Origin of the sequence: Bacillus xiamenensis (assembly GCF_001857925.1) — a bacterium.
GTDB lineage: Bacteria > Bacillota > Bacilli > Bacillales > Bacillaceae > Bacillus > Bacillus xiamenensis.
This window is the reverse complement of sequence record NZ_CP017786.1, coordinates 2,692,801-2,709,584: the sequence shown is the minus strand read 5'-3', so window position 1 is coordinate 2,709,584 and position 16,784 is coordinate 2,692,801. Positions and strand designations below refer to the sequence as shown.

19 protein-coding genes are annotated in these 16,784 nt (G+C 42.9%); 6 read left to right on the top strand and 13 right to left on the bottom strand.

Annotated features, from left to right (window positions below; all coding sequences use genetic code 11):
• Nucleotides 1-215: 215 nt before the first annotated feature.
• From BK049_RS13825 to thpR, 3 genes are read right to left on the bottom strand one after another with little or no spacing between them, the layout of a single operon-like run.
• Complete coding sequence (locus tag BK049_RS13825; RefSeq protein WP_071168763.1) at nucleotides 216-1,145, bottom strand: YegS/Rv2252/BmrU family lipid kinase; 930 nt, start codon at nucleotides 1,143-1,145, stop codon at nucleotides 216-218.
• A 46-nt stretch (nucleotides 1,146-1,191) separates the two neighbouring features.
• A complete protein-coding gene (locus BK049_RS13820; protein ID WP_071168762.1) occupies nucleotides 1,192-2,127 on the bottom strand; it encodes a hypothetical protein in 936 nt (311 codons plus the stop codon).
• Nucleotides 2,128-2,152: 25 nt separating this feature from the next.
• Entirely contained in the window at nucleotides 2,153-2,704 is a 552-nt protein-coding gene (gene thpR / locus BK049_RS13815; RefSeq protein ID WP_071168761.1) for an RNA 2',3'-cyclic phosphodiesterase, read from the bottom strand.
• Nucleotides 2,705-2,798: 94 nt separating this feature from the next.
• On the opposite strand from thpR, the gene cysK reads away from it, so the two are divergent.
• Nucleotides 2,799-3,728 carry a cysteine synthase A gene (gene cysK / locus BK049_RS13810; protein WP_071168760.1) on the top strand — a complete coding sequence of 310 codons (930 nt, stop codon included), beginning with the start codon at nucleotides 2,799-2,801 and terminating at the stop codon, nucleotides 3,726-3,728.
• Between the two features lie 64 nt (nucleotides 3,729-3,792).
• Here the strand turns inward: cysK and BK049_RS13805 are convergent, their stop codons facing one another.
• Together BK049_RS13805 and pepV are read right to left on the bottom strand one after the other, a co-directional pair.
• Nucleotides 3,793-4,413, bottom strand: coding sequence for a Type 1 glutamine amidotransferase-like domain-containing protein (locus BK049_RS13805; RefSeq protein WP_071168759.1), 621 nt, complete (start codon nucleotides 4,411-4,413; stop codon nucleotides 3,793-3,795).
• Between the two features lie 29 nt (nucleotides 4,414-4,442).
• Nucleotides 4,443-5,843 carry a dipeptidase PepV gene (gene pepV / locus BK049_RS13800; protein WP_008356415.1) on the bottom strand — a complete coding sequence of 467 codons (1,401 nt, stop codon included), beginning with the start codon at nucleotides 5,841-5,843 and terminating at the stop codon, nucleotides 4,443-4,445.
• 93 nt (nucleotides 5,844-5,936) lie between these two features.
• Here pepV and BK049_RS13795 point away from each other — a divergent pair, with 93 nt between their 5' ends.
• Together BK049_RS13795 and BK049_RS13790 are read left to right on the top strand one after the other, a co-directional pair.
• Nucleotides 5,937-7,235, top strand: a complete 1,299-nt coding sequence (locus BK049_RS13795; protein ID WP_071168758.1) for an NCS2 family permease — start codon at nucleotides 5,937-5,939, stop codon at nucleotides 7,233-7,235.
• 368 nt (nucleotides 7,236-7,603) lie between these two features.
• A complete protein-coding gene (locus BK049_RS13790; RefSeq protein ID WP_008356419.1) occupies nucleotides 7,604-7,825 on the top strand; it encodes a DeoR family transcriptional regulator in 222 nt (73 codons plus the stop codon).
• A gap of 68 nt (nucleotides 7,826-7,893) precedes the next feature.
• Here the strand turns inward: BK049_RS13790 and BK049_RS13785 are convergent, their stop codons facing one another.
• Both BK049_RS13785 and BK049_RS13780 read right to left on the bottom strand, forming a co-directional pair.
• The gene (locus BK049_RS13785) at nucleotides 7,894-8,610 is read right to left on the bottom strand and encodes a pseudouridine synthase (protein WP_071168757.1); all 717 of its coding nucleotides are present in this window, start codon (nucleotides 8,608-8,610) and stop codon (nucleotides 7,894-7,896) included.
• A gap of 16 nt (nucleotides 8,611-8,626) precedes the next feature.
• The gene (locus BK049_RS13780; RefSeq protein ID WP_008356424.1) at nucleotides 8,627-10,249 is read right to left on the bottom strand and encodes a putative polysaccharide biosynthesis protein; all 1,623 of its coding nucleotides are present in this window, start codon (nucleotides 10,247-10,249) and stop codon (nucleotides 8,627-8,629) included.
• Between the two features lie 175 nt (nucleotides 10,250-10,424).
• Here BK049_RS13780 and BK049_RS13775 point away from each other — a divergent pair, with 175 nt between their 5' ends.
• From BK049_RS13775 to BK049_RS13765, 3 genes are all read left to right on the top strand, one after another.
• On the top strand, nucleotides 10,425-11,696 hold the full coding sequence (locus tag BK049_RS13775; RefSeq protein WP_071168756.1) for a BaiN/RdsA family NAD(P)/FAD-dependent oxidoreductase: 1,272 nt from the start codon (nucleotides 10,425-10,427) through the stop codon (nucleotides 11,694-11,696).
• The gene (locus BK049_RS13770; protein ID WP_008356429.1) at nucleotides 11,693-11,893 is read left to right on the top strand and encodes a hypothetical protein; all 201 of its coding nucleotides are present in this window, start codon (nucleotides 11,693-11,695) and stop codon (nucleotides 11,891-11,893) included. The genes BK049_RS13775 and BK049_RS13770 overlap by 4 nt, the downstream gene beginning before the upstream one ends.
• Before the next feature lie 164 nt (nucleotides 11,894-12,057).
• Nucleotides 12,058-12,447: a CbrC family protein gene (locus BK049_RS13765; protein ID WP_425304341.1), complete on the top strand. Its 390-nt coding sequence runs from the start codon at nucleotides 12,058-12,060 to the stop codon at nucleotides 12,445-12,447.
• Nucleotides 12,448-12,487: 40 nt separating this feature from the next.
• Here BK049_RS13765 and BK049_RS13760 read toward each other — a convergent pair whose 3' ends face one another.
• From BK049_RS13760 to BK049_RS13735, 6 genes are all read right to left on the bottom strand, one after another.
• Nucleotides 12,488-12,670, bottom strand: coding sequence for a sporulation protein Cse60 (locus BK049_RS13760; protein ID WP_008356431.1), 183 nt, complete (start codon nucleotides 12,668-12,670; stop codon nucleotides 12,488-12,490).
• 101 nt (nucleotides 12,671-12,771) lie between these two features.
• A complete protein-coding gene (locus BK049_RS13755; RefSeq protein WP_071168755.1) occupies nucleotides 12,772-13,083 on the bottom strand; it encodes a rhodanese-like domain-containing protein in 312 nt (103 codons plus the stop codon).
• A gap of 54 nt (nucleotides 13,084-13,137) precedes the next feature.
• Nucleotides 13,138-13,821 (bottom strand): YesL family protein, encoded by a 684-nt coding sequence (locus BK049_RS13750; RefSeq protein WP_071168754.1) that lies wholly within the window; start codon nucleotides 13,819-13,821, stop codon nucleotides 13,138-13,140.
• 24 nt (nucleotides 13,822-13,845) lie between these two features.
• Nucleotides 13,846-15,135 carry a Gfo/Idh/MocA family protein gene (locus BK049_RS13745; RefSeq protein ID WP_071168753.1) on the bottom strand — a complete coding sequence of 430 codons (1,290 nt, stop codon included), beginning with the start codon at nucleotides 15,133-15,135 and terminating at the stop codon, nucleotides 13,846-13,848.
• 17 nt (nucleotides 15,136-15,152) lie between these two features.
• Nucleotides 15,153-15,674: a lipoprotein YteS gene (locus tag BK049_RS13740; protein ID WP_071168752.1), complete on the bottom strand. Its 522-nt coding sequence runs from the start codon at nucleotides 15,672-15,674 to the stop codon at nucleotides 15,153-15,155.
• Nucleotides 15,671-16,783 carry a glycoside hydrolase family 88/105 protein gene (locus BK049_RS13735; RefSeq protein ID WP_071168751.1) on the bottom strand — a complete coding sequence of 371 codons (1,113 nt, stop codon included), beginning with the start codon at nucleotides 16,781-16,783 and terminating at the stop codon, nucleotides 15,671-15,673. Before BK049_RS13735 ends, BK049_RS13740 begins: the two co-directional genes overlap by 4 nt.
• Nucleotide 16,784: the final 1 nt, after the last annotated feature.

Below are 16,784 nucleotides of genomic sequence, written 5' to 3'. Positions count from 1 at the left end.
GATTGAGATCAATTGGCTGTTTTTTTTTATTTATATGATCATAAAAACAAAAAGGACAGCTATTGAGAATGAGATGCTAAACAATAGCCGTCCCTATAGATTTTATCGCTACCTTCTTATACTCGTCAAGCAAAACTAAAAAATCAGGACAAGAACCTGATGAAAAAGAAGGCTTTTTTCATGGTCTATTTGCCTGCGCATACAGCGGCAGTAGTTTAAGCACGTAATTTTAAGGAGTGTTCACTCGTCTTGACAAAAACAGGCGTTGCGCCTATCACTTCTCCATCTGCATGAAATAAGATTTTTTCATCTGCCTCCAAATAGGCTTCCTCATGCTGAAAAAGGGTGACTCCCTCCATTCCAAGGTGCTTTCGAAAAACCATTGCACTTAAAAACAAGAGGACCTTGAATGGATTCAAATCCGTCACAACAATTGTTTGAAAGCCGGGCTGCCTTGCGCTCGCTTCTGGCGCTGCTTCCAGCCCTCCGCCATAATACGGATGATTGCAGACCATCACAAACCACACTTGGCGAAAAACCTTTCTCTCATTTTCAATAAAAAGAGCAAGGTCAAACGGTTTGAATGACCATAAAGAATGAAGGAATGACAGCGGGTACATGATAAACCCCAGCTTGAGCCGCTTCAGCCACTTTCTCCCTCTGAAATGCACCGTTTTCCTCAAAACATGCGCGTCAAACCCAACACCAATATGATTGAGAAAAAGAACGGATTGCGGACTTTCTGCATGCTCTTGAAAGGAACCGAGAGCAAATGTTTTTGTGAGCATTCTCTTTTGCTTTCTCACTTCTTTGATCACATCGTGACGCTGGATACCAAGCCCCTTCGCAGCGTCATTCCAATGACCCGCCGGGACAAAGCTCAGCTGCACATGTTCGATTTCTTTTAAGCCATTCAGCACTTCATGAATGGTGCCGTCACCGCCAATAACGATTAGACGTTTCAATCTATCGTCTTGCATGGCGCTGATCTGTCTTGCCAAAACTTCAGCATGTCCTTCATGCTGGGTGAGAAACGATCGGTATGAGATCTCCATCTTTTGTAATTCTTTCTCTATGCTCCTCCATGTGCGGAGTCCTTTTCCATGTCCTGCTTCTGGATTGACGATAAAGTACCATTCATTCATATATTAGCTCCACTCAGGTCTCGTTTTTGGTGACCTTCATCTGCCTTTAATCGAGCCATTCCTGCCTTCTTTTGCTGTCTGATTCACCATAGGCGAGCAATGCCTTTGTCGCCTTAAATTGCTGGTGTTTTGTCGGCGCCGTGTTTTTCCGCTGCTTGTCAAACCATTCCTCAGCCTTCTTCTTATCGACAACCTCCATCCCATACGGAACTTCAGGTAAGTCAATATAAGAGGTACGGCTGATGAGGATTTTTTTCACAGGAAGCTCTACACCGCTTTGCTGTAAAATTTTTGACACGACGGTTCCAGAACGAAGAAGGCTTGCGCAAGGGTTCAAGACGGACTGAACAGCTTTTCCAGTCGCGCGCTTTTCCCAAAAACGTTCCTTCGATCCGATATATACGCTGTCTGGCTCTGCCTCTAGAAAAGATAAACAGATCACTTCAAGCGGCGTAATGATCACTGGACATAATTCCATCTCTGCTTTTTGAATGAGCAGCACCGGCTTGTACATGACAAAATAAGAATCGGGCAGCTGCCTTGCAAGCATTCGCAGTTTTTCATCATATCGAATGTGATGGGAGACAGTTGAAATGTGAGAGATCGTCGAGCTGGCCCACTTTAATTGTACATCGTAAAGATGATCCTTAAAAAAGTGAATCAGCTTCGTTTCATCGGTCGGAACGTTTGTAAAGACACCTTGCTCTATATCTGTCGGCTCGTTAAAGAGACTCAGGTCCTGTTCCTTTTTCATATCGGCTTCTTTTTGCTTTCTCTTTAAGGAGAATTTCTTTCTCTTTTCTTCCTCTTGTTCAGGTGCTTGTCTAAGGAATTGGTCAATTTGCTGCTGCGCCTCTTCTTTTGAAGCTCTTTTTAACTCGTCCCATCTTTGCTTTTTCAATCGAATAAACTGATTGATGTAATGATGCGGGTCTTGTTCATATCGTGATATATAATCTTGGATTTTAATGATTTGCGCCATCTGCTGATCACTCCAACTTCTAGAATCATTTATGTAGGGTAAATTGTTTAATTACGTGATAACGCGGGGTTTCTTTGAGACGAATTTCAAATAAAGCGATACTAGAAACCTCCATCGAATATGGCTCTTTACGTAAGGGCGCTTGTTCTATATAGGGGTGATCCGCATTCCATTTTCGCGCAATCGTCATATGCGGATGAAATGGTCTTTTTTCTACAGGGTGATCTGCTGACAATACGGCTTCTTTCACCTTTTCTCTTACATCCATCAAAGGTTTACTTTCACTAGGCTTTGCAAAAAAGACTCTCGGCCGCTCAATTTGACCAAATACCCCTATCTCATTCAGCTTCAGCGGGAAAGCAGACATCTCATGAGACAGCTGTTCAAGCAGCTCAGATATCTTGTTTAAACGGTCCTCTGGAATTGCGCCTAAAAACACAAGGGTGACATGATAATCAATGGGTGCTGTCCATTTTTGAAAAGACAGTTCGCTCCTCTTGTCTATATCCGCTTTTATTTGATGCGCAAGTTGTTCAGGGATTTGAATACCGATAAAATAATGACGGCTTTCTTCCATATCATCACCTGTCCTTTTTTAACAAACTTTACGAATCCCCATTGATGATAGTATAACTAAAGTAATGCGTAATGAGAAGAAAGGGTGTCATATAATGAAGGTTGCACACAATATCGCTGAGCTGATCGGCGACACTCCGCTTGTAAAATTACAGCGGCTTCAGCCAGACAATGCGGCGGCTGTTTATTTAAAGCTGGAATCATTTAATCCGAGTGGAAGTGTAAAAGATCGTGCTGCTTACAATATGATCGTTGAGGCAGAGAAGCAAGGGAAGCTCACAAAAGGGGCTACAATTATTGAACCAACAAGCGGGAATACAGGAATTGGTTTAGCGATGAACGCTGCTGCAAGAGGCTACAAAGCCATTCTTGTTATGCCTGATACGATGACACAGGAAAGAATCAATATTTTAAAGGCATATGGTGCACAGGTCGTCTTAACCCCAGGGGAGGAAAAAATGCCGGGCTGTATTCAGAAGGCAGAGGAACTAGCTGCTCAAATTCCTCACAGCTTTATTCCCATGCAATTTGACAACGGAGCGAACCCTGATGCTCACAGAACGACGACCGCTGTAGAAATAATGGATGCGGTGAAACAGCTCGGTCAACCGCTAGGCGCTTTTGTCGCAACTGCTGGAACTGGCGGTACCATTACAGGCACTGGAGAGGAATTAAAGAAAGCATTTCCTGAATTGACCATACGTGTGGCAGAGCCGAAGGGATCGCCTGTTTTATCAGGGGGGAAACCTGGCAAGCATAAGCTCGTTGGCACAAGTCCAGGATTTATCCCAAATATTTTAAACGAACAGGTCTATGATGACATTGTGCAAGTAAGCGATGAAGATGCGTATCACATCACGCGGCAGCTTGCCCGCCTTGAAGGCATTTTAGTCGGTCCATCGTCTGGGGCGACGTGCTATGCAGCCATTGAAACAGCCAAACAGCTCCCAAAGGATCACATGGTCGTCTGTATGACAGCAGATACGGGTGAACGCTATTTATCAAGTGATGTTTTTCAGGATTAGGATTAAAAAAGGAACAGGGGGATGAGCCCCTGTTCCTTTTTCTTTATTTCACATTGAGTGAACCCTATAAAACCGACTTCACCTCAGCCTGCTCCCCTGTAATGAGTAAAACCTGTTCATCTGTCAGCGGGAACAAAGAGAGCGTTTCTTGATATTTCTTAATGATTTGCTGTGCGGCTTCACCTAAATAGGCATGATGCATGTGCGGAACAGGATAGCTGCTCATGTCATTGAATCCTTCAAACGAAAGTAATTCTGGCGCTTTCTCCTGATCATCCATCAGTGATATATATTCAATGTTTGGCGCCATGATGATACTCCCTGCGGATTCTCCGATGTACAGCTTGCCTTTGCTCATTGCTTCCTTCAACACGTGATCAAGTCCATGCTTTCTTAATTCCTGTAACAAATAAAAGGTATTGCCGCCCGACACATAGATGACATCATTTTTTTCGATCATACGTGTCATCTCTTCAGCCGTATGCTCAGCCATCTGCACAGTCTCTATGTGCATGTCTAATTGATGAAAGGCCTCTTTTGCTGCCTCCACATAGTGCGTGACCTCCTCCACCTCACTGGCTGTTGGAATGAATGTCACGCTTTTTCCTTTTAATGATTCACCCGCAAAGTCAGACAAGAGAGAATAGGTATCTTTAAACGAAGAGCATAAGAACATTTTTTTCACTGCGAAATCCCCTCTTCTCTTTCCTTTTTCTATTTTGCCAATTCATACATGGCTTGTGCATATAGAGCTGTTGCTCTTAGTAAGTCATCAATTTCGATATATTCATCTTTTTGGTGTGCACAATCTGGTCTTCCTGGGAATAGGGGGCCAAAAGCAACTCCTGCCTCTAATGACCTCGCATACGTTCCTCCCCCAATCGCAATGAGGGTCGCAGGATCTCCAGTTTGTTCTTCATATACCCGCTGCAATGTTTTCACAAGTGGATGATCTTTTGAGACGTGATGCGGAGGGCTGTCGTCAAATTTCTCAATGACTGCTCCTTTGATACGTTCCATTCCTTTTCTGACTTCCTTCCCGTCCGCTGTCACTGGATACCGGACATTTAGCCCAAGCTTTGCTTCTTCGTTTTGCGTATAGCGGATCGTCCCCACATTCAAGGTCAAGTCGCCGCTAATGTCATCCTTACAAGCAATGCCCAGCTTTTGTCCTCGTGTGTCTTGATCAAATAACGCATTTATTTGTGATGTAAAAGCAAGCCCTTGTTCATCTAATTCATGCTCACATAAGAAATTTGCCATATGAATGCCCGCATTTGTACCATGCGCCGGCTCCATTGCATGAACCGATACACCTTTTAATGTGAAGGTCAGTCCATCCGCTGTCATCTTTACCTCACCGGTTAATTGATTTTCTGCGAGATAGGCTTCAAAAGCTGTTTTCAATGCTTCAGCATCGTGTTCGTTTGTTGCTGCCACAATCGCTTTGGCTTCATCTGGCACCATATTGAGTCTCATGCCTGATGTGAATTGCTTGAGGGTATAACGCTTATTTTCTTCTGATTGTTCGTATGTAAAGGAGACGATGGCATCAATGATCCCTTTTTCAGCATGAATGATGGGGAAATCTGCATCTGGCGCAAAGCCAATTTGCGGCATTGCCTCATGCTTGAAATAGTGATCCACACAGCGCCAATCGCTTTCTTCATCTGTTCCGATGATCATTCGAATTTTTTTAGACAGCTTCAGCCCTGCGTCTTTTAATATCTTCAGTGCGTAAAAAGCCGCCATGGTTGGCCCTTTATCATCAATGGCCCCTCTTGCAAATAGTTTATTTTCTCTTATGTCGGCTGAAAATGGCGGGGTTGTCCAGCCTTCACCAGCAGGCACGACATCCACATGACATAACACACCGACGATGTCTTCGCCTTCTCCATATTCAATATGACCGGCATAGCCATCAACATTTTTCACTGTAAAGCCTTCGTCTTGCCCTTTTTTCAGCATATACTGAAGGGCCTGATCTACTTTTTCTCCAAATGGCTTCCCTTCTGTTCCACCTTCTTCATCAAGAACACTTTCAATTTGTAAAAAAGATTGTGTGTCCTTTATCAAGTCTTCTTTCTTTCGTATGACTTCAGCTTCCCAATTCATTTTCCATTCCTCCTTGAAAAAAGGTTGCAATCCACCCTTAAAACGAATATTATATTAAGTGTTTTGTAATAATGTTCGTAAATGGAGGATTTTATGTTTCACTTAAAAGAAAATCAAACCAACATAAAGAAAGAATTGCTCGCGGGTATGACGACATTCTTTACTATGGTATATATTGTTGCCGTCAATCCAGGAATTCTTTCAGATACAGGCATTCCTTTTGACCAAGTCTTTACTGCAACAATTATCGCTGCTGTTGTCGGCACGCTCTGGATGGCACTCTTTGCCAACTATCCGATTGCCATTGCACCGGGTATGGGGCTGAATGTCTATTTCACCGTCACTGTTGTCGGCGGCGGCGGTCTCAGCTATCAAACAGCGTTCAGTGCGGTATTTGTTGCTGGTATACTCTTTATTATTTTATCGTTAACATCCCTTAGAAAACAACTGATTGAAGCCATTCCAGATAATTTAAAGTACGGCATTACAGCAGGAATCGGCCTTTTCATTGCATTCATTGGTCTAAGACAGTCTGGCATCATTGCCGCTGATCCGCAAAATCTTGTGAAACTCGGTCATTTAAGCTCACCAGTTGTGATTTTGACACTCGTTGGCTTAATGATTTCGGTTATTTTAATGGTTCTTCAAGTCAATGGAGCGCTGTTTATCGGCATGTTAGCGACCACTTTAATTGCACTTGCAACTGGTCAGCTTCACTTGCCTAAAGTGCCGGTAGACATTCCTGCATTGCCTGAAGGGATGCTAATTACAAATCCATTCGCTGCGTTTGGTGATGTATTCACACATCATTTGTATGCCGTCGTATTCTCATTCTTACTTGTGACGATTTTTGATACAACAGGAACGATGATCGGAGTTGCGGAACAAGCAGGATTAATGAAAAATGGCCAGCTGCCAAAGGTCCGCAGAGCCTTGCTTGCTGACTCTGCTGCGACGACGATTGGTTCTATGTTTGGAACAAGCCCAACCACAGCTTATATTGAATCATCATCAGGGGTTGCTGCTGGCGGAAGAACTGGACTGACCTCTTTAACGGTTGCTGCTTTGTTTATTGTCGCATTGTTTTTTGGCCCACTCGTTCAAGCCATTTCTTCCTTACCATCCATCACATCACCTGTTTTAATTATTGTCGGCTGCTTGATGATGAACTCAGTGTCACGCATTCGCTGGAACGAGCTTGACGAAGCATTTCCTGCTTTTCTTGTGATCCTTTCCATGCCGCTGACATCTAGTATTTCTACTGGAATTTCACTTGGATTTATTTCATATCCACTAGTGAAATTGGCAAAAGGGAAATGGAAAGAAGTGCATATTCTTGTTCTCATTTTTGCCATCTTATTTTTCGTGCAGCTCTTTTTCTTAGAAGGATAAATTGAAAAAAGGGACATTCCCCGTTTGAATGTCCCTTTTTCATTTGATTGATTTTTTTATTTTGTAAATTTTCAATGTTTATTTTTATTCTTTTCTCAGGTGACAATTCACTTCTTACCCCTTGTGTTTATTGGGTTGTAACCGAATTCAATTCATGATATATAACACATGTCCATTCATGAAGACAAGTTTAAAAACACGTAAAGTTGACTTTTTGGTGGAACTAGATGCATAATAACGTGTATAATAGAATAAAACATTAAGAAACACGAACATTTACCATTGTTGCATGTCCTTATTTCGCAGTTTTAGTGTAGTAAGTTGTGGTTAGTCAAGTCCATCCGATCTTATTGATAGGGAGTGGTTTTTTGAAACCTTCAACAAACCGTATGATGACTCGAATAAAATCAGTCTATATGTTCATTCAAGAGAAAGGTCTTGTGACGACACAAGAGCTGGTTGATGAATTCGGGATCACACCTAGAACCATTCAAAGAGACTTAAACGTGCTTGCCTATAACGATCTTGTTCATAGTCCAAGCCGAGGCAAATGGGAAACAACGAGAAAAAAAGTAAAAATATCATCTTAGGCGAATAATGAATTGTCCATATAACAAAAAGAACCGGCGAGATGCCGGTTCTTTTCTTTTGCTCTATTTTAATCACAATGGATTAAGCTGTCTAACTCCTCGTCTGTCAATTCACGGTACTCTCCGGGTGTTAACTCCTCGTCTAATGAGACAGGGCCCATTGACAGTCGTTTTAGAAATATCACTTCATTGCCCACGGCTTGTGCCATCAGCTTCACTTGATGGTATTTCCCTTCAGTAATCGTTAAACGAATTCGTGTATCCGCCTCTTGATTCGCATCCACTTCAACCTTTGCCGGCTTCGTTTGGTAGTCGTCTAAAATCACAACCCCCTCTTCAAGACGTTTCATGTCTTGATCTCCGAGCGGATATTTCAGATGAACTTCATACGTTTTCGGGACATGCTTTTTTGGAGAAAGTAATTGATGTGCGAGCTGTCCATCATTTGTCAGGAGGAGAAGACCAACTGTGTCCTTATCCAGTCTCCCCACAGGGAACGGCTCCCTTGCGATATCCTCCGGCTCCAGTAGATCGACAACCGTCTCATCTCGCAGATCCTCTGTTGCTGAAATGACGCCATCCGGCTTGTTCATCATTAAATAAATGAATTCTTTATACTCTACACGCTCTCCGTGCACGAGCACTTCATCATTTGATGGATCGACATGATCTTTCACCTGCTTCGCCACTTCTCCATTCACTGTGACAGCCCTTGCCTTGACCAGCTTCTTCACATCTTTTCTTGAACCAAAGCCGCTATTGGCAAGCAATTTATCCAGCCTCATGATGATCCACCTCTTCTTAACTCTTTTGTTTTAAAAATGACGGCATACGTCTGCCAAGTACACGCTCTAATAATCCAACTTTGTAAGATAGGAACATGTACACACCACCGCCAGTGATCATTGAAATCAAAATGACAATACCAGCTTGTACAATTCCGCCTTCATAAGAGATCACTTGACTCACAAGCTGACTCGTCACATAAGCCACTACAGCCATGATCGCCGTTAAAATACTAATGAGAATAAAACGTTTAAAAATCCTGCGGAACGAATAGCCTGCATGGCGCTTGATCATGATGAACATATACAAGATCGATGCACTGTAGCCTAGTGCAGTTGCGAGCACAGAACCGTTTCCTTGCAGCCAGCTAATCAGCGGGATATTCAGAACCGTTTTAATGATAATCCCTAACATAAGACTGACAATCGCAAATTTTTGTTTGTTAATCCCCTGCAAAATTGCTGCGTTAATCGTGAATAAAGAAAACAATAACGCAACTGGTGCATACCAGAACAAAATAGAAATCCCAATCTCAGGATGCACAGACGGATAGAAAAACCAATAAACCGGTCCAGCCAATGCCGAGATTCCAAATGACGCAGGCAGAACGAAGAATAAAATCACCTGCATCGTTTGATCAATTTGCCGATTTAGCAGCTTGTAATTACGCGATGTAAAGGATTCCGTAATCGTCGGAATCAGTGTTAAGCCAAATGCGGTTGCAAGTGACACAGGGATCATGACGAGCTTTGGTAAATAAAGCGTCACAATAGACAGAACCGCTGTACTAATGTCCTGATGCCCTGATGCAATCATGGCCCTGTTAATTGTATTTGTATCAATATAAGAATAGATTGGAATCGCAAGTCCAACAAACACATATGGTGCTGCATAGCTGAACAGCTCTGTAAACATTTGCTTATAAGATAAATTAGAATAAGCGCCTGTATTCGGCTGCATAGCCAAAAGCCGATCCTTCCGCTTCAGCCAATACACATACAGCGTAAATAGTCCGCCAAACGCACCGATGAGTGCCGCAAATGTGGCATAACCGACCGCAATGACAAGCCCGCCGTCAAGCACCTTTAAAATAATAAACGTCGCTGTTAATAGGAAGATGATTCTGACAAGTTGTTCGATGACTTGGGAAACAGCTGTCGGTCCCATCATCGAGTGCCCTTGGAAGAACCCCCGCACAAGACTCATAATTGGTACAACCAAAAGACCTAAACTGACCATTCGAATCACATAGACCACTTGATCGACCGTCAAACCGCCTGTTTCATTCGATCCGCCAAGCTGAATTTTGGCAAAAATCGGGGCGGTCAAATATAAAATAGAAAAGGCGATAATACCGGTGACAAGCATGACCGACATACCCGCCCTGAACATTTTTCTTGTTGTCTCATAATCGCCGATTGCATTATATTTGGAGACAAATTTCGATACCGCTGTTGGAAAACCAAGTGTAGCAATACTTAAAAAGATCGTATACTGATTGTATCCATATTGGAATAGCGCACCACCAGTCGCTCCGACCATTGCGCTAAATGGAATTAAGTAAATCATACCGAGAATACGAGAGAGATAAGTCCCAATCGTTAAAACCAACGTACCACGAAGCAGTTTATTAGACATGCGCTTAACCACCATTTTTCTAATGAATATTCAACTTAACTATTTTACCACATCATTTCATCGCACAGGTAACAATTCCAATACAGAAGTCACAAAACCAATCAATTCATATTTCAGCCTTCCCTGATCTTCGTTATAATAGAGAAATGACTGAAAGTAGAAAGAGGAATGTAACATGAAACATTATGATGTCATTGTCATTGGCGGCGGACCTTCTGGACTGATGGCCGCGATTGCATCAGCAGAGCACGGTGCAACTGTTCTGTTAATTGACAAAGGAAACAAACTTGGCAGAAAGCTGGCCATTTCTGGCGGCGGACGCTGCAATGTGACCAATCGCCTTCCAGTAGAAGAAATCATCAAGCATATCCCCGGAAACGGCCGTTTTCTATATAGTGCATTTTCTGAGTTCAATAACGAAGATATTATTTCATTCTTTGAACAGCTAGGTATTGAACTAAAAGAAGAAGACCATGGACGTATGTTCCCTGTCTCAAACAAGGCACAATCTGTTGTGGATGCCCTATTAGACAGGCTCCGTGCGCTCAATGTCACCATTCGAACGAATGAAAAGATTAAAACAGTTCTGTATCAAGACGGACAAGCGGCGGGAATTGTTACAAATAATGATGAAAAAATTTCAAGTAACGCCGTTGTCATTGCCGTAGGAGGAAAAAGTGTGCCGCATACAGGCTCTACCGGCGATGGCTATGCATGGGCACAAGCCGCTGGTCATACCATTACAGAGCTCTTTCCAACAGAAGTACCCGTTACATCAGATGAACGTTTTATTAAGGAGAAAGTGCTTCAAGGTCTTTCGTTGCGAAGTGTGGCGGTGAGTGTATTAAATAAAAAAGGAAAACCTGTTGTCACCCATGTCATGGATATGATCTTTACGCACTTCGGGTTATCAGGCCCAGCTGTTCTCAGATGCAGCGGATTTGTTGTAAAGGAGCTGAAAAAACAGCCGACCGTCCGTCTGCAAATTGACTTATATCCGAAGCTCAATGACGAGGAGCTGTTCCAAAAGCTTCATCGCGATTTAAAAGATGAACCAAAAAAAGCCATTAAAAATGTACTAAAGTCTTGGATGCAAGAACGCTACTTATTATTCCTTTTAGAGCGGAATGGCATTGATCCGCAAGATACGTTCTCTGGCCTCGCCAAAGATAAACTGCGTGCGTTTGCCCATGATTGCAAACATTTCATCGTTCATGCGAATGGAACGTTATCTCTGGATAAAGCATTTGTCACAGGTGGCGGCGTTTCTGTCAAAGAGATTGAACCGAAGAAAATGGCATCTAAAAAAATGCGTGGTCTTTATTTCTGCGGAGAGATTTTAGATATTCACGGTTACACAGGCGGCTACAATATTACGTCAGCACTTGTGACAGGCAGGCTGGCTGGTATGAATGCGGCACTAGAAGTAAAGGAGAGATTTCAATGATTAGACGCGCACTTCCAATTGTCATTGCAGTCGTCATTAGCTTGACAGCGGCTGTCATCATGAAGCTGTCGATTTCCCCGTTAAAATTCGCGATTGTTTTGGCGTTTACCATTTTCGCTGTTTGCTTAAAAGAATATGTCTACCGTCTTCGTAAACGAATTGAGGAAAAATCGTCATCACATATCAATGATCGTTAAACGGAAGGAAACATGTGAACGTAAAAAGGAGGTCGAGTGAGAAACTCGCCTCCTTTTTGTTTGAAAATAGTGGAGAGAGGGGAATTAAAATAAAATCCTCTGCTTAAACGTGTAGAACAACAGGAGAGTGAGATGATGTGAAAAACGTATCAAGTGTATTTTGGATGGTGATTGCTATCACATTTGTTGCTGTTCTATGGGGAGTCTTTTCTCCAGAAACATTGCAAAATGTGACAGATCAAATTCAAACATATATTAATCATGAAGAATATATTGATGAACTGATCTTCAGAACGCCAGGTTACCACGGATGGCAGCAGGAATATTGGTTAAGTCATTGTGGAGATTTTTGCGCGATCGTCCAGTATGTTGGATGGAAAGAGATTGAGCATTTAGAGGAAGAACTCTCAGAGGATATAGAGGAGATTTGCAGCGGCGGAAATGTCACAAAAGAGAACCTTAAACAATGGCTCGTTAACGGAGGAGACTTACAAGGCTACCTCTTTCAATGTGTTCACTGTAAGAAGCATCGGCTGCATATTGACGCTAGTTAAACGAAAAGGACCTTCCAAATAGGTCCTTTTTGGATGCCGTCTATTTTTTATATAAAATGAGCGCAGAAAAACAGTAGAGCTGTTCTCCCCCTTGCTCACAGATCACCGCTACATTGTATTTGATGTCAATAATTTGGTCGTCGTCCATTCCTCTTAAAAAGAGATTGATTTCGCTTTGTAAATCTTTCTCGTGTTCTTCATCAAACACAGCTACCTTCAGCACATATGCCACTCTCCCTTCTCTTGCTACTCTATCTTTATGCATATAAGGGCGGGCATATGAACAAAAAAAGCCTTCCATCTCGTCGATGAAAGGACTTCATTTTACAGCTTCGGTTTTGTTTCTCCTGTCCATGCAAGCATGCCACCAGCGACATTGGTTGCTTGATAGCCTTGGTCTTCTAAGAAATAGCAGACATTCTCACTGCGTTTACCCGAACGGCAAATAATGTAATACTCTTGCGATTTATCGAACGCATCCAGTTTCTCTGGGATATCGCCCATGCGAATGTGGACTGCTTCTGGAATCATACCTTCTGCTACCTCTTCATCCTCACGCACATCAATTAGCTGAATGGCTTCTTCTTGCTCTAGCTTTTGCTGTAATTCTTCTATTGAAATTTCTTTTACTGCCACGATGCTCATCTCTCCTTTTATTCACAGTGACACCATTATAACAAATCATTCACATCACTGCGTATTCACCCGCTTTGATTGCAGGAAAGACGGCAATCGCTTCTTCACATCTACTGCCTGCTGCTCACTTTCAAACTCTATCTTTTTAAATACTTGATAGGCTAGCCACATGTGTCCATATGCAAGAATACTGATGCTAAAAAACGGCACGATGCCCGGCAAATAAGCAAATAGGATAAAGAGAACCGCCGAGAAAACGAGCATAGAGAGCGTATATTGTAAATACGAGATACCGAGTAGAAGGGAAAACTTTAAATAAAGTCGTTTTTTCCAATCATAATGAGCCAGCAGCGGAAAAATATAAAACAGGCTGACAATAAACAGAAAACCAAAGATATAGATTGCAAAACGAAGTACATGTAATAACCAGCTCGTTGGATAAATATAAGCAAGGTCCACATAAATAATTGTCCCAATGATGACTAGCACCGCTCCAATGACATTAGAGCGTACAAATTCTTCGCGGTATACCTTCCAAAAAGTGCGGAATACCTTGACTTGATCGTGCCCTTGTATCCACTTTCTCATCACTGAAAATAACGCTGTTGTTGCAGGCATAAAGCCAAAGATTCCAAGCCCTAATAAGGTGAACAAAAGCCATAGCAAATTCGTATAGGCGAGTCTCATTACCCACTCACACATCCGCAGCATTCTGCTCATTGATCCATCATGATCCATCTCTGTTCCCTCCTCTCTTTCTCGTTACACCGTCTCTTTTTGAAACAATTCTTCTATGTCAATTGGGCGTTTTTCTGCTACTGAGCGCCACATGCCTTCTCCAAGTGCAATCGAATAAGCACCCGCCTCTGCTCCTGCCGAAATGTCATAAGGAATGAGCGGGTCTTTTCCTAAAAATAAATCTGCTAATAACAGCGGATCTCCTCCGCCATGTCCACCTGACTGTTTCACGACTTCAATTGTCTCTTTTCCACCAAACATCGGGTAGTAGAAAATCGTCTGTTCCGGAAATTGAAAGGGAATTCTCGATGGCACATGAAACTCATTTGTTTCAATACGTCCCTTTGTCCCGTTAATCGCAAGCCGGTAGCCTTCATATGGTGCTGAGAATTGAATCGAATAGCTTAACAGAGCCCCTTGGTCATAAGCGACTGACGCCACATATGTATCCTCAATATCAATTTCCTGATCAAAAATACAGGCATCAGGGCGGTAATTTGAGTACAGCTCTGACTGCTCCTGACCTGATTCAATATGGTCGTCCTCCACCTTCGAACGCTCTAACCGCGGATTCCACCTTGCTTCATAATGACATGCATCTTTCACATGGCATGTTCCGCAATATCTATTTTCGTCACTCTGCATAGGATTCCAAGGACTTTCATCCCCATAATAGTTCAGGGCGCCATAGGCAAAGACTTGCTTCGGCTTTTGATCAATCCACCAGTTGACCAAATCAAAATGATGGGTTGATTTATGAATAGAAAGTCCGCCAGAAAATTGACGCGAGCGGTTCCACCTTTTGAAATAACTCGCTCCGTGATACGTATCAATGAGCCAGCTCAACTCAACAGATGTGACCCTTCCAATCTTTCCGTCTAAAATAAGCTCTTTTATCTTCCGATGAAATGGATTGTAGCGATAATTAAAGGTGACTGTGACCTTCCCTTTGCTCTCTGCCTCTTTATCCATCACTTTTTTGGCATCTTTTGCTGTTGTGACCATTGGCTTTTCAGTGATGACATCGAGATCATGGTCAAGTGCCTGCATAATATACGTGACATGCGTATCATCCCGTCCCGCTACAATAACGATATCTGGCTGTGCTTCCTTCACCATCTCATCAAAGGCATCCTCATGAAAAAATGAGACACCCCTTAGTGCTGGAAAACGTTCCTGACAAAGTGTATACCGCTTCACATCTACATCTAAGAGCCCTGTAATTCTATAGTGCTCATTGAAATCCTCGGTGAGCGGTTTGATAAACATATTGAAAGCACGGTGACTAAGCCCGCAAACGACGACCCTTTTCACATTCCCCACCCCTTTGACTAACGATTTTCACGAAGCTGTTTCATAAGAGACAGCGCCTCTTCTGATTTCTCCGCATATATAGGAATGAAGGCGACCATATCTCGATGTAATCGAAAGGTATAGCCGTTTAGCTGCTTCGTTCCTTTATTGATTTGGACCGCATAATCGATTGTATGCCCCGTCTTTGGATCTTCAACCGTGTACGGTCCCGCCCCTTCACCATCTATCCCCATCTCTTCGAGCAGCTGAAAGCTTTCAGGATCATCATACGTTCTAAACATTTCTTCTGGGACAAGCATCACGTCCCCCTCTTTTGCGGTAATTTCAACAAGAAGCTTCTCAGGAATTGCCGGGAAGATGTGAACGTCATATGTCTCCTGATTCGGCTGAAAAGCCTTTTTCACTAATTGATCTTTCATTCCCTTTGACATGTCAGAAAAAATCAGGACATCGATCCCTTCTGTTTTCCCCTGACAGGCTGACAAACAAAAGGCAGCGATGAAACTCAAAAGCCATGCAGCCCTTTGACGCCGCCTCATGCCTTTTGAAACACAGACAGCTTTTCTAGCTCAGTTAACGCCATAATAAAAGCGCCTGCTCCATGCAAATCATTTGTACTCCGCTCTCTTCCAACGTAATAATCATAAAATCCCGCAGATGTTCCAATGCAGATATCGTTTACAACAAAATCACCGTTCTCTTTTTCCGCCGTCTTATACTGAATCAAGCCTTGATACGCTTTGACAACGTGATCAACATATCGAAGACTGACATATCCCTCATTCATGGCTTTAGCCATTGCATACATAAATAGACAAGACCCTGAGCTTTCAAGCCAATTGTCGCTCTGGTTGCCTTTATCAATGATTTGATACCAAAGACCAGTCTCATCATCCTGATACTTAGCCACACTTTCCAGCATATCTGTCAGTGTATCCTTCCACACCTTTCGCCCTTCATGTCCCTCTGGCAGATCCTCGATCATATCGGCTAATGCAAGGACATACCAGCCAAAGGATCTTGCCCAAAATTCCGGGGAACAGCCGGTTTTTTCATCTGCCCATGGCATCACTTTCCGTTCATCCCATGCGTGATAGTAAAGGCCGGTTTTTTCATCTTTTGTATGCTTTCTCATGAGGTGCTCCTGGTGGATGACCATCTCCACAAGCTCCTCCTCTCCTTTCAACTGAGCATACTTTAAAGCAAAAGGACCACCCATATAGAGACCATCAAGCCACATTTGATAGGCATAATGGTCTTTATGCCAAAATCCGCCCTCAGACGTGCGATTGAGCGTGTGATAAAGACCGCGCAGCTTTTCTGCTGCCCGCACATACCGCTGCTCTCCTGTTCTTTCAATTAACGGAAATAAAATGAGCCCTGCTTGGATCGCATCAAGTTCATCTCTGCGAAATAACAGATTTCCATGATCATCAATGAGTGCGTCCGCATAGTTTTTCACATAATCGACATACGCCTTGTTCCCGGTTGCTTCGTAAAGCTTCATCACACCGCAAAGGAACACCCCTTGGTGATAGTGCCATCTTCCCGCTGGCGGAAGTTCAATCGGTGTATACGCTTTCATTATTGTCTGTGCTAATTTCTCTGCTTGCTCAAGCGGTGATAGCTGTTCAGTCGATACTGTCATT

Coding starts and splice junctions, on each gene's coding strand:
- BK049_RS13735 (WP_071168751.1), bottom strand. CDS start 16,783: ATGACAGTATCGACTGAACAGCTATCACCGCTTGAGCAAGCAGAGAAA.
- BK049_RS13820 (WP_071168762.1), bottom strand. CDS start 2,127: ATGGCGCAAATCATTAAAATCCAAGATTATATATCACGATATGAACAA.
- thpR (WP_071168761.1), bottom strand. CDS start 2,704: ATGGAAGAAAGCCGTCATTATTTTATCGGTATTCAAATCCCTGAACAA.
- BK049_RS13770 (WP_008356429.1), top strand. CDS start 11,693: ATGATTAGACGCGCACTTCCAATTGTCATTGCAGTCGTCATTAGCTTG.
- pepV (WP_008356415.1), bottom strand. CDS start 5,843: ATGAATTGGGAAGCTGAAGTCATACGAAAGAAAGAAGACTTGATAAAG.
- BK049_RS13795 (WP_071168758.1), top strand. CDS start 5,937: ATGTTTCACTTAAAAGAAAATCAAACCAACATAAAGAAAGAATTGCTC.
- BK049_RS13775 (WP_071168756.1), top strand. CDS start 10,425: ATGAAACATTATGATGTCATTGTCATTGGCGGCGGACCTTCTGGACTG.
- BK049_RS13785 (WP_071168757.1), bottom strand. CDS start 8,610: ATGAGGCTGGATAAATTGCTTGCCAATAGCGGCTTTGGTTCAAGAAAA.
- BK049_RS13750 (WP_071168754.1), bottom strand. CDS start 13,821: ATGGATCATGATGGATCAATGAGCAGAATGCTGCGGATGTGTGAGTGG.
- cysK (WP_071168760.1), top strand. CDS start 2,799: ATGAAGGTTGCACACAATATCGCTGAGCTGATCGGCGACACTCCGCTT.
- BK049_RS13765 (WP_425304341.1), top strand. CDS start 12,058: ATGGTGATTGCTATCACATTTGTTGCTGTTCTATGGGGAGTCTTTTCT.
- BK049_RS13825 (WP_071168763.1), bottom strand. CDS start 1,145: ATGAATGAATGGTACTTTATCGTCAATCCAGAAGCAGGACATGGAAAA.
- BK049_RS13780 (WP_008356424.1), bottom strand. CDS start 10,249: ATGTCTAATAAACTGCTTCGTGGTACGTTGGTTTTAACGATTGGGACT.
- BK049_RS13740 (WP_071168752.1), bottom strand. CDS start 15,674: ATGAGGCGGCGTCAAAGGGCTGCATGGCTTTTGAGTTTCATCGCTGCC.